This is a genomic window from Trinickia sp., assembly GCF_051953405.1.
GTDB lineage: Bacteria > Pseudomonadota > Gammaproteobacteria > Burkholderiales > Burkholderiaceae > Trinickia.
Map to the genome: position 1 here is coordinate 1 of NZ_JBQCIV010000159.1, position 23,182 is coordinate 23,182.

A 23,182-nucleotide genomic window follows, 5' to 3' on the forward strand; every position below is an offset into this window, starting at 1 on the left:
TGATATACAGCCAGTTCACGCGATGCACCGAGAACGGCGCTGCGACGTAGTGGCCGTCCGCGTGCATGATCTTGTCGATTTCCGGCGGCAGATTCTTCTTCCAGTCTTCCGACTTGGCAACCGAATCGATGTTCACGAGCACGTCTTGGTCGGCCCATTCCTTGATCAGCGGCCCCTTGATCTGCGCGGCGCTCGGCGCATTGCCCGAGATCACCTGCGTCTTCAGTGCCGTCATGGCAGCCGCGCCCGCGCCGCCTGCAACCGCAAAGTCCTTCCACGTGTAACCTTGCTTCGTCATGTCGTCCTTGAGGACGCCGATGGCCTTCGATTCACCGCCCGAGGTCCACCAGTGCAGCACTTCGACGGATTCCCCCGCCTGAGCCGCCGACACGCCCAGCATGAGCCCCGTGGCGCACAGCGCAGCCATGATCGCGCGAACTTTCATTCTTTATCTCCTCCAGACTACTGACCAAGTAACGAGTGCTCCCCTCTTCGACTGGCCGGGGAACGGTGGTTGGGTGCAACAGAACAACACTGGATGTGGCCGAACGGCGCCTCGCGCGGCGCTCACTCGCGCCGACGGGCCGAATGCGGCCGCGAAGGATCGTCAGGAAATACGTGCTTCCAAACTTGGCGACTGTCTCCTCTTTTGAATTCGGCCGATCCGCGTCGCGCGGTTCGAGCTCGGGGAGGCAGCGCCCAGCAAATCGCGCTGCTAACATGCACGCGCGGTACAAATAAGGGACACGCGGCGCACTGCCGCCGATCCGCACTGCCGACCCTCGCGTTGCATCGCATCCGCAAAGGTTTTTGCAATCGATCGACGTTACCTCTTGATTTGGATTGTAGTTAAACTACAATTCAGTGTCAAAATTATTTTTATCGCGCTACAGACGTCGCAACTTCGAGCAGCCGACCCATCCAGCCCGTTCCTCGAATCGCGCCCGCAACCCTTTGATTTCGGCTCACGACTCATGCAAATCGACTCAGGCTTCACTTTCGTTCTCTTCGGCGGGACTGGCGATCTGTCGATGCGAAAGATCCTTCCGGCGCTGTACGAGGCCCACCGCGCGGGCATGCTCTCGGAGCACGGCAAGATCGTCGCGGTGGCCCGGCACGCCGCCGATCGCGACGGCTATATCGACTGGGTCAACAGCAACGTCAAATCGCACGTCTCCAAGGGCGGGCTCGACGAAGCGGCCTGGCAGCGCTTCTTGGAACGCATCGCCTACGTCAAGCTCGATTTGGGCAAGCCCGAGGATTTCGCGCTGCTGCGCGATGCACTCGACAATCACGCCGGCACGCGCGTGTTCTATCTAGCCACGGGGCCGTCGCTGTTCGTGCCGATCTGCCGCGCGCTCGCTTCCGTCGGACTGAACGAGAACGCGCGCATCGTGCTCGAAAAACCGCTCGGCTACGATCTGCGCTCGTCGAACGCGATCAACGACGCCGTGGGCGAGATCTTCGCCGAAGAGCAGATCTACCGGATCGATCACTACCTCGGCAAGGAACCGGTTCAGAACCTGCTCGCGCTGCGTTTCGGCAACGCGCTGTTCGAGCCGCTGTGGCGCCGCGAATGGGTCGAGAGCATCCAGATCACGATCGCCGAGGAACTCGGCGTCGAAGCGCGGGGCGATTTTTACGACAACACCGGCGCGCTGCGCGACATGGTGCAAAATCACCTGCTGCAGTTGTTGTCGATCGTCGCAATGGAACCGCCCCATTCGATGGATTCGGATTCGGTGCGCGACGAAAAGCTGCGCGTGCTGCGTGCGCTCAAGCCGATCGACACGCGCGACATCTCCAAGATCGCCGTGCGCGGGCAATACCATTCGGGCGTAATCAAGGGCACGTCGGTGCCGGCCTATGCCACCGAGCACGGCGTGAAGCCGCAAAGCGCGACCGAAACCTTCGTCGCACTGAAGGTGGAGATCGAAAACTGGCGTTGGGCCGGCGTGCCGTTCTTCCTGCGCACCGGTAAGCGTCTGGCCGAGCGTGTGGCCGAGATCGTCGTGAATTTCCGGCCCGTGCCGCATTCGGCGCTGGGGCCCACGGCATTGCGCCCCGGGTCGAACCGCCTCGTGATCCGGCTGCAGCCGAACGAATCGATTCGTCTGTACTGCCTGGCGAAGCAGCCGGGCGAAGGCATGAACCTCTCGAGCGTGCACCTCGATCTCGCCTTCGATCAGTTCTTCAAGGAAGGACAGATGGAGGCCTATCAGCGCTTGCTGCTCGATGTGATCAACGGGCGGCTCGCGCTGTTCGTGCGCCGCGACGAGCAAGAAGCCGCGTGGCGCTGGGTCGAACCGATCCTGAACGAGTGGGCGGCGTCGAACAAGCCGCCCAAGCCGTACGCGGCCGGTACCTGGGGCCCCGCCGCCGCGAGCGCGATGCTCGCGCAGCACGACACCTGCTGGCTCGAAGAAGAGAATTGAATCGCCGGGCCGTCGGCGTCGCGAATCGGCGAATCGGCGGATCGGTGAAACGACGAAAACAAAGCAACGACGGGTAGACGGATCGACGACACGGCAACGCCACGCTAGCGAGACGAGCCACACTCTCCAAGCGGCGCGGCGTTGCCGACGATGGTGAACATACAAAAAGCAGTCTGGAGGAGAAGTGATCGAGCTTCACGCTTTTGACGATCCGCGCGCCCAAGCCGGCGCGCTGGCCAAGGCCGTGAGCGGTGCGCTCGGCGCATCGCTTGCCGCCGCCCTCGACGCGCGCATCACGCTGGCCGTTTCCGGCGGCACGAGCCCGCGCCCGTTCTTCCAGGCGCTCGCCCTGGAATCGCTCGATTGGGCGCGTGTCGACGTGACGCTCGTCGACGATCGCTGGGTGCCCGAAACCGATGGCGCGAGCAACGCGCATCTCGTCCGGGAAACGCTGCTCACGCAGGCCGCGGCCGCCGCCCGCTTCGCCCCGCTCGTGGACGTATCGGTTCCGATCGAGGCGCGCATCGCCGCGCTCAACGCCGATCCCGCGTATGCGTTGCCGAACGTCGCTGTGCTCGGCATGGGCGAGGACGGCCATACGGCGTCGCTGTTCGCCGATGCCCCTGCGCACGAATGGGCGCACGCGCTGCAAACGAGCGAGCGCTACGTCGCCGTCCACCCGGGTGCGGCGCCGCACGCCCGGGTCAGCTTATCGATGTCCGCGCTCAAGGGCATCGAGCGGCTCTATCTATCGATCTCGGGCGAACGCAAGCTCGACGTCCTCAAAGCGGCGGCATCCGCGCCGCAAGAAAATGCCATCTCGAAGCTGGCAAACGACAAGGGAGTCAGACTCGATGTCTACTGGTCTGCAAAATAAAGCTCAATCGGTACCCGGCGCACGCCAGCACGCCGACGGTCCGCGCCTGCTCGCCGATATCGGCGGCACCAATGCGCGCTTCGCGCTCGAAACGGAACCCGGGGAAGTCTCGCAGATTCGCGTCTACCCGTGCGCCGATTTTCCGACGATCGAAGACGTGCTCAAGAAGTATCTAAAGGATACGAAGGTCGGCCGCGTCAATCATGCGGCGATCGCGATCGCCAATCCCGTCGACGGCGATCAAGTCAGCATGACGAACTTCAAGTGGGCGTTCTCGATCGAGGCGACGCGGCGCGCGCTCGGCTTCGACACGCTGCTCGTCGTCAACGATTTCACGGCACTCGCCATGGCGCTGCCTGGGCTGACCGATGCGCAGCGCCACCAAGTGGGCGGCGGCTCGCGCCGGCAAAACAGCGTGATCGGGCTGCTCGGGCCCGGTACGGGCCTCGGCGTGTCGGGTCTGATTCCGGCCGACGACCGTTGGATCGCGCTCGGCAGCGAAGGCGGCCACGCGAGCTTCGCGCCGATGGACGAGCGCGAAGACATCGTCATGCAATACGCGCGCAAGAAATGGCCGCACGTTTCGTTCGAACGCGTGGCGGCAGGGCCCGGCATCGAACTCATTTACCGCGCGCTGGCCGCCCGCGACAAGAAGCGTGTCGCCCCCACGGTGGATCCGGCCTACGTCGTCGAGCGCGCGCACGCCGGCGACGCGCTCGCGCTCGAAGCCGTCGAGTGCTTCTGCGGCATCCTCGGCTCGTTCGCGGGCAACCTCGCGGTCACGCTCGGCGCGCTGGGCGGCATCTACATCGGCGGCGGCGTCGTGCTCAAGCTCGGCGATCTGTTCTTGCGCTCCTCGTTCCGCGAGCGCTTCGAAGCGAAAGGCCGCTTCAAGCCCTATCTCGCGAACGTGCCGACCTACATCATCACGGCCGAATACCCGGCATTCCTTGGGGTTTCGGCCATTCTCGCGGAGCAGTTGTCGAACCGTGCGGGCGGCGGCTCGTCCGCCGTGTTCGAACGGATCCGCCAAATGCGCGACGCATTGACGCCGGCCGAGCGCCGGGTAGCGGATCTCGCGCTGAACCACCCGCGCTCCATTATCAGCGATCCGATCGTCGACATCGCCCGCAAGGCCGACGTCAGTCAACCGACAGTCATCCGCTTTTGCCGCTCGCTGGGCTGCCAGGGCCTCTCGGACTTCAAACTCAAGCTCGCGACGGGCTTAACGGGCACGATTCCGGTTAGCCACAGCCAGGTGCATCTGGGCGATACGGCCACCGATTTCGGCGCGAAGGTGCTCGACAATACGGTATCGGCCATCTTGCAGTTGCGCGAGCACCTGAACTTCGAGCACGTCGAGCGGGCGATCGAGCTGCTGAACGGCGCGCGCCGGATCGAGTTCTACGGGCTCGGCAATTCGAACATCGTCGCACAGGACGCGCACTATAAGTTCTTCCGGTTCGGCATTCCGACGATCGCGTACGGCGATCTATATATGCAGGCAGCTTCGGCCGCGCTGCTCGGCAAGGGCGACGTGATCGTCGCGGTGTCGAAGTCGGGACGCGCGCCCGAACTGCTGCGCGTGCTCGACGTGGCGATGCAGGCCGGCGCCCAAGTCATCGCGATCACATCGAGCAATACTCCGCTCGCCAAGCGGGCCACCGTGGCGCTCGAAACCGACCATATCGAGATCCGCGAATCGCAGTTGTCGATGATTTCGCGCATCTTGCATCTCGTGATGATCGACATCCTGGCCGTGGGCGTGGCGATTCGACGTGCCGAGCCCGCGGGCGAAATGAAGCAGGCTGTGGCGAAAGCGCGCTCCGCCGGCACCGACGATGCCACGGCCGTGCTCGATTGGCTCAGCCATGGGGCGGCATCGTCGGCAACGGATTGACGTCGGCATCGCTCAACCCGGTATCGTCGTCGGACGAATAGCGGCTGTATCGACCCGCGCGCTCGCTCGAGCCGCGGGTTTTTTGTTTGCGGATCGGCTGGCGGCCCAGGTCGAGATCGTATGGAACTTTTCCGCGGAAAGCTTGTCGGGCGGGCGTTTGCGCGTTGACTGCTCCGCGATGGGCGAGATGAATGCCCCACATCGGCGCAAAACGTCGATTTTTCTTCAACGTATTCGCAACAACGCCCCGCGCCCGAGTGTCGCGCCCACGCAACAACCACGCCTCGCAATTAAGCAACCGCTTTCACTCTCTGCCTTGTCTGTCAAGGAAGAGCGCGAGATGCCCGCGGAATTACTGCGTTTCAATATTCGCAACAATCCTCGGCAACTAGTGTTTCTACTAATGAGGATAAGGGGTCTAGATGCCTAGTATCGCCTCGACTGCCTGGACCCCGCTGCGGCACCCAACCTGCCCAAGAGGCGGCCAAGTCCGCGGCAAACGAATTACTTAATCCGGGTTGCTCACACTGCAACTCAACGTCTCGGAGACCTATTTGATGAAAAAATCGCTTCTCGCACTGGCAGTGACGGGCGCCTTCGCTGTGCCGGCCTTCGCGCAAAACAGCGTCACGCTCTATGGCGTGATCGACGCTGGCCTCACGTACGTGAACAACTCCGGCGGCAGCCACCTCTGGGCGATGCAAAGCGGCGTCGTGCAAGGCAGCCGTTGGGGCCTGAAGGGTACGGAAGACCTGGGCGGCGGTACGTCGGCCATTTTCCAAATCGAAAACGGCTTTAACGTGATGAGCGGCAAGCTCGGTCAAGGCGGCCTCGAATTCGGTCGTCAAGCCTACGTCGGCCTGTCGAACAACCAATTCGGTACGCTGACGCTCGGCCGTCAATACGACTCGATCGTCGACGACGTCCAAGCGACCACGTTCAACGGCCAATGGGGCGCCTACTTCTCGCACCCCAGCGATATCGACAACACGGATAACGGCTTCCGCGTGAACAACGCTGTGAAGTACGTGACGCCGAAGTGGAACGGCCTGCAAGCTGAAGGCATGTACGCGTTCGGCGGCGTTGCCGGTCAGTTCGGCCGCAACAGCGCGCTGTCGACGGGCTTGAGCTACTCGGCTGGTCCGCTGTACTTGGGCGCTGCTTACTTCTTCGCGAAGAACCCGTCCACGCAATTTGCCGACGGCAACTTCATCACGAACACGGGCACGGCTACGGCTCCGGTTGCTCCGCTGGTTGGCCAATCGAACGGCCACGGCGCATTCGGCTACGTCGGTACGCCGGGCAGCATGGAAACGTTCGGTCTGGGCGGCACGTACGCGTTCGGCCCGGCAACGCTCGGCGTGAACTACACGCACGTTCGCTACGACAACGCCAACCAAGGCGCAGCGAACCTGCCGGCTGGCATCCGCGACGCAGTGTGGTTCCAAAGCGCGGAAGTCTGGGGTCAGTACAGCCTGACGCCGGCTACGACGCTGGGCCTCGGCTATACGTACACGGACGGCAAGGATTCGGCATCGGGCGTGAAGCCGAAGTGGCACCAAGTCAACGCAATCGCCGACTACCGTCTGTCGAAGCGTACGGACGTGTACCTGATGGGCGTGTGGCAACACGCTTCGGGTGGCAGCGCGAAGGCTGACATCTATGACGGCGCAGCAGCTGGCGAGTCGAGCACGGCTAACCAAGTGCTCGCACGCGTTGGCCTGCGTCACAAGTTCTAAGCACAGCGACCGGTCATCCAGTGGGCCTCGGCCCGCTGGAGCACGGTTGCCGCAGTATCTTCGAAGCGCCCCTCGTGGGCGCTTTTTTTATGCGCGTTGCGTGCAGCCTCCCCGGCGTCCCCCGCCCCTGCGCCCCGCGCCCGGTACTTCGGTACAATTGGCGCCATCCCATCGGCCGCGACGCTCATCCGCTAGCGCCCGTCCGTCCCGGCCGGTCCCACTTCGACGTCGACATCGCTCATGCCCAGCAATCAAGCTCTCTTCGAACGTGCCCAACGCACCATTCCCGGCGGCGTCAATTCGCCCGTGCGCGCCTTCCGCTCCGTCGGCGGGACGCCCCGTTTCGTTCAGCGCGCCCAGGGGCCCTACTTCTGGGATGCGGAAGGCAAACGCTATATCGACTACATCGGCTCGTGGGGCCCCATGATCGTCGGCCATGTGCACCCGGAAGTGCTCGAAGCCGTGCAGCGGGTGTTGGCCGACGGCTTCTCGTTCGGTGCGCCGACCGAAGCCGAAATCGAGATCGCGGAGGAAATCTGCAAGCTCGTGCCGTCGATCGAGCAGGTGCGCCTTGTCTCGAGCGGCACCGAAGCCACCATGAGTGCGCTGCGGCTCGCGCGCGGCTTCACCCAGCGCAATCGCATCGTCAAGTTCGAAGGCTGTTACCACGGCCATGCCGATAGCCTGCTCGTCAAAGCCGGCTCCGGCTTGCTGACGTTCGGCAATCCGACCTCGGCCGGCGTACCGGCCGATATCGCCAAGCACACGACCGTGCTGGAGTACAACAACACGCCGGCGCTCGAAGAAGCGTTCGCCGCCTTCGGCGACGAAATCGCGGCGGTCATCGTCGAGCCTGTTGCCGGCAACATGAATCTCGTGCGCGGCAATCCCGAATTTTTGCAGGCGCTGCGGCGTCTGTGTACGCATCACGGCGCCGTGCTGATCTTCGACGAAGTCATGTGCGGCTTTCGCGTCGCGCTCGGCGGCGCGCAGCAGGTGTATGGCATCGCGCCCGATCTCACCTGCCTCGGCAAAGTCATCGGGGGCGGCATGCCTGCGGCGGCATTCGGCGGCCGGCGCGACATCATGTCGCTGCTCGCACCGGAGGGCGCCGTCTACCAGGCCGGCACGCTGTCGGGCAACCCGGTTGCCGTCGCGGCCGGCTTGAAGACACTCGAGTTGATCCAGGCACCGGGCTTCTACGATCGTTTGTCGGCGCAAACGGCGCGGCTCGCGAACGGCCTCGCCGCTGCGGCGCGCGATGCGGGTGTCGCATTCAGCGCCGATGCCATCGGCGGCATGTTCGGCCTGTACTTCACCGAGCGCGTGCCGGCGAGCTTCGCCGACGTGTCGCACAGCGATATCGCGCGCTTCAACACGTTCTTCCATCGGATGCTCGATGCCGGCGTGTACTTCGCGCCGTCGGCCTACGAGGCCGGCTTCGTGTCGAGCATGCACGACGACGGCGCGATCGACGCGACGATCGAGGCGGCGCGCGGCGCATTCGCGGCACGTCCGCTGTAACCCGGCTGCCCGCCTATGTTCTCCGAAGCCGATTTCATCCATATGCAGCGCGCGCTGACACTCGCCGCGCGCGGCATGTACACGACGACACCGAACCCTCGCGTCGGCTGCGTGCTCGTGAAGGACGGCATGGCGATCGGCGAGGGCTACACGCAGCCCGCCGGCCAGGACCACGCCGAAATACAGGCGCTCAAGGATGCGCGACGCCGCGGCCACGACCCGCAGGGCGCCACGGCTTATGTTTCATTGGAGCCTTGCAGTCACTTCGGCCGGACGCCGCCGTGCGCGCATGCGCTGATCGACGCGCGCATCAAGCGCGTGATTGCCGCGATGGAGGACCCGAACCCGCAAGTGTCGGGCCGCGGTTTGACCATGCTGCGCGATGCCGGTATCGACGTACGCTGCGGGTTGCTCGCACACGAGGCGCGCGAACTGAACATCGGCTTCGTGTCGCGCATGACGCGCGCGCGCCCTTGGGTGCGAATGAAGGTGGCGGCGTCGCTGGACGGCCGCACCGCGCTGCCGACCGGCGAGAGCCAGTGGATTACGGGGGAAGCGGCGCGCGCCGACGGTCACGCTTGGCGCGCGCGGGCCTGCGCGATTTTGACGGGCATCGGGACGGTGCGGGAGGACGATCCGCGCATGACGGTGCGCGATGTCGACACGCCTCGGCAGCCGCTGCGGGTACTCGTCGACAGCCGGCTCGACGTGCCCTTGACCGCACGCCTGCTCGACGGCCCGCCGCCGGTGATCTTTTGCGGACGGATCGACGAACGCAACGCGGCGCATGCCGAAGCATTGGCTACGCGCGGCATCGAGATCGTGCCGCTGGCCAATGCGCAGGGCAAGGTGGATTTGCCGGCCATGTTGAAAGTGCTGGGCGAGCGCGGCATCAACGAATTGCACGTCGAAGCCGGGCATAAGCTCAATGGCTCGCTGCTACGCGAAGGGTGCGTCGACGAGTTGCTGATCTACTTGGCGCCGAGCTTGCTCGGCGGCGGTTGCGCCGGCATGTTCGACCTCGCCGCGCCGGGAGCGCTCGATGCACGCACGCGGCTCGTTTTTCAGGCCGTCGACCGGATCGGGGACGACTTGCGGATCTTGGCGCGATTGCCCGCGCCTTCGACGCCGCAATGAACTGGACACTAGACGAATCTAAAGGAAGCTCACCATGTTTACGGGAATCGTCGCGGCCGTGGGTCGCATCGAAGCGGTGAAGGCACTCGGGACGAGCGACGCGGCCGGCGTGCGCCTGACGGTCGATGCCGGCGCGCTCGATCTCAGCGACGTCGCGCTCGGCGATAGCATCGCGATTCAAGGCGCGTGCATGACTGTGGTGGAGAAGACGGCTCGGACGTTCGATGTCGACGTTTCGCGCGAAAGCCTGAATTGCACAGTGGGTCTTGCGGCGCCGGGCGAAGTCAATCTCGAGAAAGCGTTGACCGCGCATGAGCGATTGGGTGGCCACATCGTATCGGGGCACGTGGATGGGCTTGGCCGGGTCACGCGGTTCGCGCCTGTCGGCGAATCGCACGAGTTGCGCGTGCTGGCGCCGCGAGAAATCGGGCGTTATCTCGCGTACAAAGGCTCGATCACGGTGAACGGCGTGAGCTTGACCGTGAACAGCGTGGACGATCGCGGCGGCGGGTGCGAGTTCTCCATTAACTTGATCCCGCATACGGTGGAGGTCACCACGCTTAGGAATGTGGCGGCCGGGGATCAGGTCAATCTGGAAGTGGATTTGATTGCGCGGTATGTCGAAAGGATGTTGTCGACGGCGGCGCCCACGGGACGGTCATGATTCGTTGAACCAAGCCCACGGCATGCCTTTGGCCGAACCAGACACTAAGGACACGAGCAGCCCAGCCTCGGCTGGAATCACCCGCACTTTCCAAGCGTCACCGAACGGTATGGCCTCCCTCCCAACAATTGGAACGGGTTTGTCAAGTACCGCGGCCAGTTCGGCGAGGCGGCTTGAGGTCCGCCAGTAGTCGTCAGACACTGCTGGAAGCTCAACATCGTCATCCACCTCGCGTTTTGCCCTCCATGAACACAACCTGACTGTGCTACGATGCACTTATCGCGTAACACATTGGGGAGCACCGCCATGACAGAAGCTACCTTTACTTTTCGGGTCGATGAAGCGCTCAAAAACGAGTTTTCCACAGTCGCCAAGGCCCACGACCGCACTGGCGCTCAACTCTTGCGCGACTTCATGCGGGACTACGTGAAACAGCAAGAAAAATCCGCTGAATACGACGCCTGGCTGCGCGCCAAGGTTGAGCGGTCACGAGCCTCGGCCGATGCCGGCAATCTCGTACCGGCCGCCGACGTTGAGGCTAAATTCGCAGCCCGTCGCGCCAACACTCGTCGTCGGCTTGAAGCTTCGAAGTGATGGAGTTGTTTTGGACGCTGGAATCGATTGAGGATCGCGACAACATATACGACCACATCGAAGCCGATAATCCCACTGCGGCGTTGGATCTCGATGAGATGTTCGAGGAAAAGGCGTCGCGACTGGTCGACCGTCCCAACCTTGGTCGCCTTGGCCGCATAACCGGCACGCGCGAACTGGTTGTCCATCGAAATTACATCTTGATCTATGACATAGTTGGCGATCTGGTTCGCGTGCTGAACGTCGTCCATGCGGCCCGCCAATGGCCGCCGATACGGGAATGAGAACCGCTGCGAGAGAGGCGCGGGAGATTAAGGATGCAGGCGTCGTCCAGTGACGAGCGCAAAGCCTTCGCGAAGCTACTGGAAAGAGAGGTCACGAATACGGAGCAAGCAATGAAGAAGCGAAATCTGTTTGCTGAATTGACCGAGGGTCTCGATGCCCTTGCTGCCGAGCGCGAAGGGGAAATCACGCTGCGCAAGATCAAGGCCGATGCGCTCGAAGTCTCGCCGGCCGAAATCAAGGCCGTGCGCGAAGCCTCTCACGCGTCGCAAGCCGTCATGGCCCGAAGCCTGCGGATCAACGTGCGCACTTATCAGAATTGGGAGCAAGGCAAAGCCAAGCCCAACGCACAGGCCGCCACGCTGATCCGACTGGTCGCCAAGCACCCGGAAACGCTTCAGATGCTGGAAACGCTCTGAACGATTGCGCGCACCGTCCAGCATTGCCTATCGTCGCCTCGCTACAAGCACCGTGATGCGACGGTATTTTTGACGGTATGCGAGCAGCATTTCTCGCCCCCGCCCATAAGGGGCTTCGTGTTCCCGCCAGACTCAACATAATCGCGCGGTATGTGGAGCGGACGCTCGGGGCGGCAAGGAGCAACGACAGGACTTAAGCGCGCTGGGAGTCACCGAGGGGCGAACTTGGCGCGCCGCCATGCATCGTAGAGAACAATTAGGCACACTCTGCGTCTCCACGACACATGATCTGGCCGCGGCGGGAGGCGCGGGTGTTTTACCTCGTTTCGAAAGGGTAAACAAGCCCTAGTTCAGCACGTGCAGCGTCCACGATATCGATCATTTTCATCGACATATCGTGCGGGATGACCGGGCTTTCGATTCTACCCGAGCGCAGTACGTCACAGAAATGGGCCGTTTCGTAATTAAGTCCACCGCCCTGGAACGGCTCATGCAATTCGACCGTCCGTCCTCCAAGGTAGCGAACCGTCGCTCGAGACGGGTTCCACCAGTTTTCGTGGATCGTGACGGACCCCTTCGTGCCAGCGAGAAAAGCATCGCCTTTGCCGTCCAAATCTAGCCCGCAGAATATTTGCGCGATGCCGTTTTCATGAAGAATGTTGAGGCTTGCGAAGCTATCGACGCCGGTTTGCCCCAATCGACCTAGCGTCTGGATATCGATCGCTTTCCCGAGGAACCGGACCGCTAGAAACGCCTCGTAGATACCGATATTCAGCAACGCGCCACCTCCGCGATCCAATCTAAATGATGGGTGATCGGCCGGTGCGTCCGCGATCGAACAACCGGCGCGCACAAATCCGACGTCCCCTATCGGGTCTTCCGCGAGGTGTTCCATCAGTTTTGTAAACAGCGGATAGAACGGGGGCTTCATCGCCTCCATAAAGAGAACGTTGGAAGCCTTCGCAGCATCCTGCAGATGTTGAAGCTCGCGTGCGCTCACGGCTGCGGGCTTCTCGCATAGAACCGCGCGACCGGCGGAGAACGCACGCATTGCGTAATGCGAATGACTATCCTGGAGCGTTGCGATGTACAGCGCGTCAATGTCATCCAGCAAGTCATCGAAACTGACGTAGGCGCGTGTCTCGTGCTTCCGGGCGAACGTTTCCGCTTGACTCTGCCGCCTCGCCCACACGCCGACGAGTTCTACGTTCTGTACAAAGCCGAGACCTTCGGCGAATCGACCGGCTATGTGGCCCGCGCCTACGATTCCCCATCGGACGGGCCTGGAGCCGCGCAACTCAAGACCCTCCGGATGCCTCGATTCTTCTGTTTTCACCATTATCAGCGCCGTCCACTGTTGAGTACCTCGATCAGAACGGGGCTGCTGCCCCGCACGACACGCTCATAGGCGGCAGCTTGAACCGGCTCTGCCCCGTTGAGAACGAGGAACCATTATAGAACCACTTTAGCACCAATAAATACCGGCGTTGCCCCTAGGTAAGACCGAGCGCCGCCCGTCGCGGCCCTTGCGTAGCTTTTGAACGACGCTGCTCCTGGTGGAGGATTCCGACCATGGCCGAAACCGTGAATTTCACGGGCTCAGTCGATCGCGACCTGCTCAAGCGCGCCAAAATTCTCGCGGCGAAGTCAGACACGTCCGTCAACGCACTGTTCAACGCCGAACTGCGCTATCTCGTCGAAACATTCGAAGCGGCGGAGGCTGGTGGCAACCAAAACTTAGAAATCGAACGGCGCGCGATCCTGGCCGGAAGACAATTCTCTCAGATTCGTTTTCCGCCGTAACAACGCCATAGCGGTTCCGATTCATCGCGCATGGTCTATTGATGTCTCGGTACGGTCACCGCTATTGCCGGTATTTCTGACGGTCTACGAGCAACTTTCAGTACTCTGCCTATGCAGGACAAGCCTTTCCAGCCAGGCTAAACACAATCGCGCGGTACGTGGAGACTATATAAACGTAATGAAGTGCGCCGACGCCCATACCTTGCTGTCGTCGCGCTGGCGCCCGAAAAAATACACCGGCCGGAACCCGAACGGCGCATTCAGCGGCGCGATTTCCACGCTATCCGCGAGATCCACCGGCAGCGGCTTGTCGGTCATCCGCTCCACTGCAATGAACAATTCCGTGCCTCCGAGCGCATGCACCGCACTGCCTTGCGCCAGTAGCTGCTCGCCGCTGATCTCAAAGCGGAATGCGGGCGCGTGCGCGAACGGATTGCTCGCCAGCGGATCGCCGACCTCCGCGAAACCGTCGATGGCGCCCTCGATCACGATCTTCGCGGCCGCGAGATGGCTCACATCGATTTCAATGCTGTCCGCATCGCCATACGTGTCGCTCACGAACTCGATGTCGGTTGCGCCCCTGCGCCACGCCGATTCCTCGACGTGTTCGAAGCCGTGCGAACCGAAGTTGTGGATCGTGCCGTTGAGGATGCGGATACGCCCGCGCCACGCCGCCCAGCGATAACGGTCGCGGATGCGCGCGCCGCCCCAGCGCACGCGAATGAGCCGCTCGGCAAAGCCGAGTTCCGCATGCAGATTGCGCTCCCAGATCAGGCCCGTGTGATCGTAAGCCGCGACGTATTCCCAGCCACGGTTGCCGAGCAGGCGATAGTCGAGCGTGGCGGGGCCTCGGTGCGTGAACGCATCGCCTTGCTGATGATCGCCACAGCGCACGAGCAGCGCGCTGTGCTCGCCGGTGGTCGCCCAGGTATGACGCGCGCGCAGCGCCCGGCCCACGGTGCGCCGGTCGAGCGTTTGCGCCAGCACGCCCGTCAGGCCGCCATGTACGCCGAACACCTGCACGCCCGGCGCGCCGCCGCCCGGACGGCCGCGATGTTCGTCGCCGCTCGCCGCCACGCCAAGTTGGTAGCCGCGCTCGATCACGTCCTGATAGAGCCAGCCGAAATGGCCCCACGTCGATGCGATTTCGACCAGGCGCTCGAGTTCGGGATGATGCCAGTCAGGGATGTAGCGGCGCCCTCCTACGTGCGGCATGACGAGATGCTCGGGTGCGGCGTCGGCATACGCGTCCCATAGCTCTTCCACCGGCCAGCGCCCCAGTTCGACGGCGTTGCCCTTCATGTCCTCGTTCCAGACCAGCGTGCGGTTGTGCTCGCCGCGCGCGTTGTACGGAAAGCCCGGTGTGCCGTCGCCGAGAAATACCACGTTGTGATCGCCGCCCGCCGTCGAGCTGCCGCACCATTCCTGCACCGGATACGCCACGAAGCGGCCCGGCTCGTTGAATGCCTCGATGGCCTGCACGCCGAGTTGCCAGTTCGCATCGGTGATCTGGAAGTCGTTCGCGGTATAGCCGAGCACGTCGATGCCGCCGATGTCGCGTGCGTACTGCGCGTTGTACGCGGGACTGTTGGTGCCGACCGTGTCGTGCGCATGCACATGCAGATCGGCATAGAGCGCGCGCGGCGTGGGCAGGGAGGGATCGACGGTCAGATGCGCCTGCGCGGCGCGAATCTCAGGGCGAGCGGGCACATCGGCGACGACGCGCAGGGTGCCGCTCGCGGTGGGCAGATCGTCGACGGCGAGCGTCGCGAAGCCCGTCGACGGCAACGCGTACTGACGCCGATGCACCGGCTCGCCATGCGCATCGTAAGCCGTGACGCGCGCGACCGGTGCGCCGCCGTGGCGGTCGTCGCCGAGATCGCGGCAGGCATTGCCCCAGCGGTCCTGCAACGACAGACGGAACGGCGCGCGCTCGCCGGGCTGCACGAAGCGCGGGCCGTTGAGCAGCACACCGGAAGGCGGGCCTGCATGAATGTCGATGGCAATGTCGCCCGGCACGGCAACGAAGCGCGAGGTGCCGAGCGGATCGACGTAAAGCCGGAAGCGGAAGTTGTCTTCAGCAAAGGTCTGGATGCGCGTGCCCGGCCCGTTACGGCGGTCGCCGAGACGAATCACGATGCGGTCGCCCGCGTTGAGGTAGCCGTCCACGACATCCACGATCACGGCCTTCTGGTACGGCCGCTCGTGACCCTTCTGGTCGAAACGCACGTTGAGCGCCTGCACCGTCGCGGGACTCTGGCCCGGCACGAGCGGCCCAGCGTGATACTCCGCGCTGATGTAGTTCGCGGCGGTCGGGTCGCTCGTCTGGAACAGCGCCCAGTCGGAGTAGAACTTGAAGGTGGCCTTAAGCCAGCCGCCGTCGGCGATGCCCGAGGACCCGACTTCGTAGTCGAGCACAACTTCGGCCCAGTCGCCGGCTTGGAGACGCGCGACGTTGCAGCGCACGCTGCCAGCGAAGGGCAACTGCTTGAGTCGTTCGTAAAGGCCCGCAGGGGCGGTGTGGGCGCCCAAACGCTCTCGCAGGGCGCGCGCGCTGGCGTGCAGATCGGCTTCCTGTGCTTCGCTCATGATCGTTCGCGTGAATTCGTGGTGGTGAAAGACGGCGCGCTCAATGCGCAAACGGCCAGGGCGCGGCTGCGTCCCAGACGGGCACGCCCATGAAGGCATACCACGGCGCGATGACACACAGCCCGTAGACGATGGCGATCAGCACCGAGACTACGCCGACCTTGGCGTAATCGGCGGTCGTGAACGCGCCGCTGCTATAGGCGATCACGCCGGCCGTGATCTGCGTGGGCAGCAGGTAGGCGAAGCTGTCGGTGTCGCTCACGAGCATCGTGAACGACACCGGATGCAGCCCGAGCCGCGGCGCGAGTGCGAGCGCGATAGGCGCGATCATTGTGACGGCCGCGACGTTCGAGAGCATGCCGATGCGGATCACGTGCGTGCCGAGCATCACGATGCCGATGGCGAGCCACCAGCCGTGTCCTTGTGCGGCGAGATAGATGTGGTCGGCGGCCCACTGCGCGAGCCCCGACGAACTGATCGCAGCCGAGAGCGACAACGCACCGGCCAGCATGAACAGCGTGCCCCAGATCGTGCGCTGCTCGACCTCGGCCCAGCCGAAGCGCAGCACGCCCGGCGCGAACAGCACCGCAAGCGCAATCAGCGCCACGATCTCCGAGGAGAGATGATGGAGTGGCTCCGTCGCCCACAGCAGTGCGACGGCGGCGAACAGCACGAGCACCGACCAGTCGTTCCCCGTGGCGCGCGGCAGCGCTGCGCGCATCGAGGCGATGGCGGCGCGCCCGCCCGGGATGGGTACCGCGCGCGAGCGGAAGTAGAACTGCACCCAGCATTGCGTAATGACGAACATGCCGATATACGGCCATTGAAGCTTGAACCACGTGAAGTACGAGATCCGGATGCCGAGCTGCTTCTCCAGCAGACCCGAGACGACCATGTTCGGCAGATGTGCCGTGAGAATGCACATGCCGCTGATCATCGCGCCGTAGACGAGCGTCTGGATCACGATGGCCTTTTTCGCAGCGCGCTCGCGCGGCGAGTCGCTGAACAGTTTGACGATGCCGTTCGTGACGGGTAGGAGCGCGGCCGAGCGTGCATTCGCGGCGGGCACAACGAGCGACATCACGAAGTTCACCGCGAACATCGCCCAGATCACGCCGTTGGCCGTGCGCACCTTGAGGCGGTCGAGCAGCGCGAGCGCGATGCGGCGGTCGAGGCCGCTCGCCTGCATGATCGCGGAGAACAGGAACGCCGCGAGGCACAGGAACACCACGGGCGCGGCGAAACCGCTGGCAGCCTTGGGAAACGACGGGCTCGCGTGCGAGAGCACGAGCAGCATCGGCAGGAGAATGCCGCTCACGCCCACGGGAATAGCCTCCGTCACCCAGACGATCGCGACCCACGCCACGACCGCGAGCGTGGCCTTGCCGGGCGCGCCGAGGCCAGCCGGCGTCGGCAGCAGCCACGCGACGGCGAAGAACGCCAGCCACGCGGCCACGAAACCGATGCGCACGCGCAGCACGGCGCCGGGCGTGCGCGAGCCGGCATGAGCGATCGCACCGTGTACCGGCGATGGCGGTGCGGAGGGCGGCGCGTGCTGGAGCAGCGGCGCGTCGAGTATTTTGTCTGTCACTGCTATGCTTCCCGTACATTGATCAAAGGGATGCCGCAAGGCGCCTGCGGATCAGCGATGGGATAATACGTATTAATACAAGTTGAGCCATCCAATTGCTTTTCATATCGATATCGGAAATTGCGCTGAGCGTGCGCCGAAGCCCGGGAACCCGCCATTCATGACGTTGATGCGCGAAGACGTGACGTCGCTCTACGAGCAGATCGCGGCGACATTGCAGGAAGAAATCGAACGCGGCGCGTATGAGCCGTCGGGGAAACTGCCTTCGGAATCGGAGCTTGGCGACCGCTTCGCGGTGAGCCGCGTGACCGTGCGCCTAGCGCTGGCTCGCCTCACCGATGCGCAGGTCGTGGAGCGCAAGCAGGGCAAGGGCACGTTTGCGAAGCAGCGGCGCTTGCAGCACCGGCTCGACGAGTTGCGCGGCTTTTACGACTCGCTCGCGGCGCAAGGCGCACGCGCGCGCATGGAACTGCTTCGCGTCGAAACATGCGAGGTGCCGCCAGGCCTGCGCGAGACGTTCACCGCCGCTGTCACGCGCTGTCTCTACCTGGAACGCCTGCATCGCGTGGATGACGCGCCGGTCGCGCTCGCGCAAACCTGCATGCTGCTTGAGGCCGATACGCTGTCGCGCAAGGACGTGGCTGCGCTGCCCTCGTACGAGATGCTGGAGCGGTTGGGCTGGCGTGTCGTTGATGCGCAGATGTCGGTAACAGCGGTAGGCGCCGAAAGCGACATCGCCGCGTATCTCGACGTGCAGGCAGGCGCGCCGTTGCTGGTGCTGCGGCGCACGTCGCGGCTCGCGGATGGCAGGGCCTGCGAGGCGACGGTGTTTCATATCCGACCGGAGCGTTTCGACCTGTTAGTGCATAGTGGACTTGAAGCGCGTCTGGTTGATTAGCTGACCGCTCTCGCCTGCCCCAAACCGAATCGCATACCGCTCTCTCGGCTGTAGCGCAAGAGCCTGGCGTGCTGCGTCCATTTCGAGTTTAGGCGGGAATGCCAACGACATTCGGGCTGCCCTGCGCTTCGCTTCCCCTCGCAACGACACTCATCGCCCCGCGCCCCCCTCGAACAATTCCACATGCGCGTCGAACACGCGCTGCTGACGCAACAGCGCGTCGTCGAGGTGCGCGAGCAGCGCCCGTTCCGCGGCATCCGGGTCGTGCTTGACGAGGGCGTCGAGGACGCACTGGTGCTGAGCGAGCGTCATCGCCCCTTCCTCCGGCTCGCGCGCCGTCACGTAACGCACGCGATCGATGGGCGCCCTGACCAAGTCGATCAATTGCAGGACTTTCGGCAGCCGAGCCGCCGCCCCCACCGCCGCATGAAACCGGTTGTCCTGCCGGATCGCTTCCACCGGATCGCCCCGCTCGATCGCGCGCCGGTGCACTGCCTGAATGTCGTGCAACGTATCCAGCTCGCGCGCCGCAATCAGCTCGGCCGCGCGGCGAATGCTCGCGCTCTCGAGCACGCGCCGAATCAGCGCCCCTTCCGTGAACTGCTCTCGCAGCACCGGCGCGACGAAGGTGCCCGACTGAGCCGCGATCGTGACCAGTTCTTCGCGCGCCAGCCGCTGCAGCGCTTCGCGCACCGGCGTGCGCGAAATGCCTAGCGTTTCGCTCAAGGCCCGCTCGAAGATCACATCCGAGGGCAAAACGGCCATCGTCACGATCGCCTCGCGCAGCAGATCGTAAATTTGGGCCGACAGCGGCTGCGCGCGGTCCAAAGCGGTGGCGCGAGGCAACACACGGGCGATGAAGTGCTCGGGATCGTTACGGTCGGTTTTCATGGAGCCTTGAGCACGTACCCAAATCAAAAACAACGCATTCTACGGGCTGGCGGCCGCACGACTCGCGCGTTGGCCGCCCCAATGTTCGGATGCCCCGCTACAACAAAATCAAACCCCACCGTGGGACACCATGCAGAAACTCCCCCCTTTTCTTCGTTCAACTAGTATATTAGTTAACTCAGGCTAGCCGTCAACCGGCTCGACCTGCTCGTCCCCTCGTGCGCCCCTTGCCGTTTGCCGGATCGTTGCGTCGCGCGTGGACAGTCCCAACAGATCAAAAGGAGACAGCAAGTGCGTTCGATTCTCGCTTCTGCAGTTCTCGGATTTTGTCTCGCCGGTGCTAGCGCAGCCCAGGCGCAAACCGCTGTCGCCGCCAGCACCGCGGCGATGAAGATCGCGCTCTCCAACAACTACGCCGGCAATAGCTGGCGCCAGACCATGCTCAAAAGCTGGGCCGAGATAGCCGATCCGGCCGTCAAATCCGGCATCGTCGCGGCGGCGCCCACCTTCACGACAGCGGAGAATCAAGCCACCGAGCAAGCGCAGCAAATCCAGAATCTCATCTTGCAGGGCTACAAGGCCATCGCCATCGATGCAGCCTCCCCCACCGCGCTCAACGGCGTGATCAAGCAAGCTTGCGCGGCGGGCGTCACGGTCGTCACGTTCGACGGCACGGCGACGGAGCCGTGCGCGTATCGCATCGCCGTGGATTTCCATCAACTCGGCGCGATGCAGATCGACTACATGGCCAAACGCCTGAACGGCAAGGGCAACTTGCTGGAAATCCGAGGCCTCGCGGGCGTATCGGTCGACGACGAGATTCACCGCGGCATCGCCGACGAAATCAAGAAGTATCCGGGCCTGAAGATCGTCGGCTCGGTACACGGCGACTGGACGCAGACGGTCGCGCAGAAACAGGTGGCCGGCATCTTGCCGACCTTGCCGAAGATCGACGGTGTCGTCGACCAAGGCGGCGACGGCTTCGGCGCGGCCAACGCGATTAAGGAAGCCGGGCGCCCCACTCCGATCATCATCCTCGGCAATCGCCAGGAGGAACTCGCCTGGTGGGCGCAGCAGCGCAAGAACGGCGGCTACGAGACGCTCTCCGTCACGATCCCGCCCGGCTGCTCGACGTTTGCGTTCTGGGTCACGCAGCAACTGCTGGCCGGCAAGAAGCTTCCCCACGATATCCGCATGCCGCTCATGGAAGTCACCTCGGGCGAGCTCGACGCCGTGCTTGCCAAGACGCCGTCGGGCGGCATCGCCAACAAGCTCTTTACCCGGGACGAGGTGATCAAGATCGTCGACGCCAAATAACTGCCCGCTGTCGAAACGCCGGACGAACGATACGCAGGAGGACGAATTGATCGACGCTCATGCCCCCGCGCAGCCGCGCTCGAGCGGCACGCCGCCGGCGCTGATCGCGCTGGAGGGAATCGGCAAAACGTTCGGCCGCGTGAAAGCGCTGGCCGACGTGCGCTTCGAATTTCGATCCGGCGAATGCGTCGGCATCGCGGGCCACAACGGTGCGGGCAAGTCGACGCTCATGGCCGTGCTCACGGGCGTGTTTCGGCCCGATGCAGGGACCATGACGATCGAGGGCCGCCCTATCTTGGACTACGATCCGAACGCGGCCCGTGCCGCAGGCGTGCGCTGCGTGTTTCAAGAGTTGTCGCTGTGCGCGAACCTTAGCGTCGCCGAAAACATGTCGATCCTGCATCCCGAACTGCGTGGGCGCGACTGGCGGCGCCGCGCCACGCGCCTCATGCTGGAGCAGCTCGACGCCATCTTTCCCGGACATGGCCTGAAGGGCCACGAGCTGATCGCCGACCTCTCGTTGACTCAGCGGCAGATGGTAGAAATCGCGCGTGCGTTCACCGTGGTGAACGATCCTGTGAAGCTCGTGATCCTCGACGAACCCACGTCGAGTCTCGACGCGCATACCGCCGCGCAGTTGCTCGCGTTCGTCGGGCAGGCCTGCGAGCGTGGCATCGCAACGATCCTGATCAGCCACATGCTCGGCGAAATCGTGCGGGCGGCACATCGTGTGCTCGTGATGCGCGACGGCCGCGTGGCGGCGGTGCTTCCGCGCGAGGCGATCGCGCACGATGCGATCGTCGCGGCAATGGGCCAGGAACTCGACGCAGGCGTACTCCAAGCGCGGCGGCGCGAGACCGACCCCAGCGATGCGCGTGCGGCGCCCGCTTACCGCTGGACGCTCGGCGCAGGCGCCGGCGCAAGCATCGAAGCGCCTCGCGGCGAGGTGATCGGCTTTGCGGGGCTCGCCGGCCAAGGACAGAGCGAAGCCTTGCTCGCGATCTACGAGGCAGCGACGAAGGGCCGCGAGCGTGTCGCCTTCGTGGCAGGCGACCGCCCGCGCGACGGCGCCTTTCCGCTGTGGTCGATCGCGCAGAATCTGGACATTCGCTGGCTGCTCGACGCTCGCCGCAAGTCGAACGGCGACGCGGCGCGGTTTGCCCTGCTGCCGCGCGCGATCGATCGCCGCGCGGCGCGCGCGCTCGCTAGCGCCTGGGCCCAGCGCATCGGTATACGCGGCGCTCCTTTGGGCGCGGGTATTCTCTCGCTGTCGGGGGGCAACCAGCAGAAGGTGCTGTTTGCGCGTGCCCTAGCATCCGACGCGCAGCTCGTCCTGATGGACGACCCGACACGCGGCGTCGATATCGGCACGAAGCGCGAGCTGTACCGGCTCGTTCGCGAGGAAGCCGCGCGCGGACGCACCTTCATCTGGTACACCACCGAAAACGACGAATTCGCGCATTGCGACCGGACCTACGTTTTCCGGGCCGGCCGCGTGACGCGGCTGCTGCACGCCCACGAATGCAACGAACAATCGCTGTTGGCGGCGAGCTTCGCGGATTCCGAGGAGGTACCGGCATGAACGGGACGCTCGATCGCGCGACGCTGCGTGCGCTGCTGCCCGCGTTTTCGCTCGTCGCGGTACTGGTGCCGATCTTTTTCCTGCAGCCCACCACCTTCAGCTATTTCGGCATCGGCCTGCTGCTCAATCTTGCCGTCCCGCTCGTGCTCGCCACGCTCGCCCAGTTGGCCATCATCACCGCCAACGATCTCGATCTGTCGATCGGGCCTTTCGTGAGCCTCGTCGCCTGCATCGGGGCGACACTGCTGGCGGACCGGCCGCTGGTGGGCCTCGCCGCGCTTGCGGGGTGCGTGCTCCTGTACGCGGCCGTGGGCGCCCTCGTCGAATGGCGGCAAATTCCCTCGATCGTCGTGACGCTCGGCCTCTCGTTCGTGTGGAACGGGCTCGCCGTCTTGCTGTTGCCCACGCCGGGCGGCACAAGTCCAGCATGGCTCACGTCGATCATGGGATATCAAACGCCTTTCGTCGCGGCGCCGATCCTCTGGTCCACCGTGATCGCCGTGCTCGTGCATGGGTTGCTCATGCGCTCTTCGTTCGGCGTGCGGCTGCGCGGCACGGGCGGCAACCCGCGCGCCATGCGGCGTTTCGGCTGGTCGCTCGTGCGCGGCAAGGCGCTGCTATACGGCATCGCAGGGATCTTCGGCGTGCTCTCGGGGCTCTGCTTGCTCGGCCTGACCACCTCCGCGGACGCGAATCTCGCCCTGCGCTACACGCTGCTTTCGATTGCCGCCGTGATATTAGGAGGCGGCGAATTCATCGGCGGACGCGTTTCCGTGATCGGCGCGGTCATGGGCGCGGCAACGCTCACGCTCGCGGCGTCGTTTCTCGCGTTTTTGAATGTGTCGCCGGATTGGCAGGTCGGCATGCAGGGCGCGATTCTGATCGTCGTGCTCTCCGCGCGCGTGCTGCTGCAACGACGTGGAGGCGCGCGATGAGCAGT

Annotated in this window: 19 protein-coding genes and 1 pseudogene; 15 read left to right on the plus strand and 5 right to left on the minus strand. The window is 64.1% G+C overall.

Features of this window, described 5'->3' with window-relative positions; translation table 11 throughout:
- Positions 1 to 445 (minus strand): annotated as a pseudogene (locus ACTHN9_RS28735) (sugar ABC transporter substrate-binding protein); the annotation flags it as partial.
- A 529-nt stretch (positions 446 to 974) separates the two neighbouring features.
- Here ACTHN9_RS28735 and zwf point away from each other — a divergent pair.
- From zwf to ACTHN9_RS28785, 10 genes are all read left to right on the plus strand, one after another.
- Positions 975 to 2,435 carry a glucose-6-phosphate dehydrogenase gene (gene zwf / locus ACTHN9_RS28740; protein WP_440540227.1) on the plus strand — a complete coding sequence of 487 codons (1,461 nt, stop codon included), beginning with the start codon at positions 975 to 977 and terminating at the stop codon, positions 2,433 to 2,435.
- A gap of 184 nt (positions 2,436 to 2,619) precedes the next feature.
- On the plus strand, positions 2,620 to 3,312 hold the full coding sequence (gene pgl, locus ACTHN9_RS28745) for a 6-phosphogluconolactonase (protein WP_440540228.1): 693 nt from the start codon (positions 2,620 to 2,622) through the stop codon (positions 3,310 to 3,312).
- Positions 3,290 to 5,212 carry a bifunctional transcriptional regulator/glucokinase gene (locus tag ACTHN9_RS28750; RefSeq protein ID WP_440540229.1) on the plus strand — a complete coding sequence of 641 codons (1,923 nt, stop codon included), beginning with the start codon at positions 3,290 to 3,292 and terminating at the stop codon, positions 5,210 to 5,212. The genes pgl and ACTHN9_RS28750 overlap by 23 nt, the downstream gene beginning before the upstream one ends.
- A 557-nt stretch (positions 5,213 to 5,769) precedes the next feature.
- On the plus strand, positions 5,770 to 6,951 hold the full coding sequence (locus ACTHN9_RS28755; protein WP_440540230.1) for a porin: 1,182 nt from the start codon (positions 5,770 to 5,772) through the stop codon (positions 6,949 to 6,951).
- A gap of 240 nt (positions 6,952 to 7,191) precedes the next feature.
- Complete coding sequence (gene hemL, locus ACTHN9_RS28760; protein ID WP_440540231.1) at positions 7,192 to 8,475, plus strand: glutamate-1-semialdehyde 2,1-aminomutase; 1,284 nt, start codon at positions 7,192 to 7,194, stop codon at positions 8,473 to 8,475.
- A gap of 15 nt (positions 8,476 to 8,490) precedes the next feature.
- On the plus strand, positions 8,491 to 9,612 hold the full coding sequence (gene ribD, locus ACTHN9_RS28765; RefSeq protein ID WP_440540232.1) for a bifunctional diaminohydroxyphosphoribosylaminopyrimidine deaminase/5-amino-6-(5-phosphoribosylamino)uracil reductase RibD: 1,122 nt from the start codon (positions 8,491 to 8,493) through the stop codon (positions 9,610 to 9,612).
- Positions 9,613 to 9,646: 34 nt separating this feature from the next.
- Complete coding sequence (locus tag ACTHN9_RS28770; RefSeq protein WP_440540233.1) at positions 9,647 to 10,276, plus strand: riboflavin synthase; 630 nt, start codon at positions 9,647 to 9,649, stop codon at positions 10,274 to 10,276.
- A gap of 306 nt (positions 10,277 to 10,582) precedes the next feature.
- Positions 10,583 to 10,870: a CopG family ribbon-helix-helix protein gene (locus ACTHN9_RS28775; protein ID WP_430364402.1), complete on the plus strand. Its 288-nt coding sequence runs from the start codon at positions 10,583 to 10,585 to the stop codon at positions 10,868 to 10,870.
- Positions 10,870 to 11,154 carry a type II toxin-antitoxin system RelE/ParE family toxin gene (locus tag ACTHN9_RS28780; RefSeq protein WP_430365108.1) on the plus strand — a complete coding sequence of 95 codons (285 nt, stop codon included), beginning with the start codon at positions 10,870 to 10,872 and terminating at the stop codon, positions 11,152 to 11,154. The genes ACTHN9_RS28775 and ACTHN9_RS28780 overlap by 1 nt, the downstream gene beginning before the upstream one ends.
- Positions 11,155 to 11,265: 111 nt before the next feature.
- On the plus strand, positions 11,266 to 11,571 hold the full coding sequence (locus tag ACTHN9_RS28785) for a helix-turn-helix domain-containing protein (RefSeq protein ID WP_440540234.1): 306 nt from the start codon (positions 11,266 to 11,268) through the stop codon (positions 11,569 to 11,571).
- 316 nt (positions 11,572 to 11,887) lie between these two features.
- Here ACTHN9_RS28785 and ACTHN9_RS28790 read toward each other — a convergent pair whose 3' ends face one another.
- Positions 11,888 to 12,910 (minus strand): Gfo/Idh/MocA family protein, encoded by a 1,023-nt coding sequence (locus ACTHN9_RS28790; RefSeq protein ID WP_440540235.1) that lies wholly within the window; start codon positions 12,908 to 12,910, stop codon positions 11,888 to 11,890.
- A gap of 233 nt (positions 12,911 to 13,143) precedes the next feature.
- On the opposite strand from ACTHN9_RS28790, the gene ACTHN9_RS28795 reads away from it, so the two are divergent.
- A complete protein-coding gene (locus ACTHN9_RS28795; protein WP_440540236.1) occupies positions 13,144 to 13,374 on the plus strand; it encodes a hypothetical protein in 231 nt (76 codons plus the stop codon).
- 165 nt (positions 13,375 to 13,539) lie between these two features.
- Here the strand turns inward: ACTHN9_RS28795 and ACTHN9_RS28800 are convergent, their stop codons facing one another.
- Positions 13,540 to 15,963: a hypothetical protein gene (locus ACTHN9_RS28800; protein ID WP_440540237.1), complete on the minus strand. Its 2,424-nt coding sequence runs from the start codon at positions 15,961 to 15,963 to the stop codon at positions 13,540 to 13,542.
- Between the two features lie 40 nt (positions 15,964 to 16,003).
- Entirely contained in the window at positions 16,004 to 17,554 is a 1,551-nt protein-coding gene (locus ACTHN9_RS28805) for an SLC13 family permease (RefSeq protein ID WP_440540238.1), read from the minus strand.
- Positions 17,555 to 17,714: 160 nt separating this feature from the next.
- Here ACTHN9_RS28805 and ACTHN9_RS28810 point away from each other — a divergent pair, with 160 nt between their 5' ends.
- The gene (locus ACTHN9_RS28810) at positions 17,715 to 18,452 is read left to right on the plus strand and encodes a GntR family transcriptional regulator (protein ID WP_440540239.1); all 738 of its coding nucleotides are present in this window, start codon (positions 17,715 to 17,717) and stop codon (positions 18,450 to 18,452) included.
- Positions 18,453 to 18,602: 150 nt separating this feature from the next.
- Here ACTHN9_RS28810 and ACTHN9_RS28815 read toward each other — a convergent pair whose 3' ends face one another.
- Complete coding sequence (locus ACTHN9_RS28815; protein ID WP_440540240.1) at positions 18,603 to 19,343, minus strand: GntR family transcriptional regulator; 741 nt, start codon at positions 19,341 to 19,343, stop codon at positions 18,603 to 18,605.
- 387 nt (positions 19,344 to 19,730) lie between these two features.
- On the opposite strand from ACTHN9_RS28815, the gene ACTHN9_RS28820 reads away from it, so the two are divergent.
- From ACTHN9_RS28820 to ACTHN9_RS28830, 3 genes are read left to right on the plus strand one after another with little or no spacing between them, the layout of a single operon-like run.
- Positions 19,731 to 20,660 carry an ABC transporter substrate-binding protein gene (locus ACTHN9_RS28820; RefSeq protein WP_440540381.1) on the plus strand — a complete coding sequence of 310 codons (930 nt, stop codon included), beginning with the start codon at positions 19,731 to 19,733 and terminating at the stop codon, positions 20,658 to 20,660.
- 46 nt (positions 20,661 to 20,706) lie between these two features.
- A complete protein-coding gene (locus tag ACTHN9_RS28825) occupies positions 20,707 to 22,242 on the plus strand; it encodes an ATP-binding cassette domain-containing protein (protein ID WP_440540241.1) in 1,536 nt (511 codons plus the stop codon).
- On the plus strand, positions 22,239 to 23,177 hold the full coding sequence (locus ACTHN9_RS28830; RefSeq protein WP_440540242.1) for an ABC transporter permease: 939 nt from the start codon (positions 22,239 to 22,241) through the stop codon (positions 23,175 to 23,177). Before ACTHN9_RS28825 ends, ACTHN9_RS28830 begins: the two co-directional genes overlap by 4 nt.
- Positions 23,178 to 23,182: the final 5 nt, after the last annotated feature.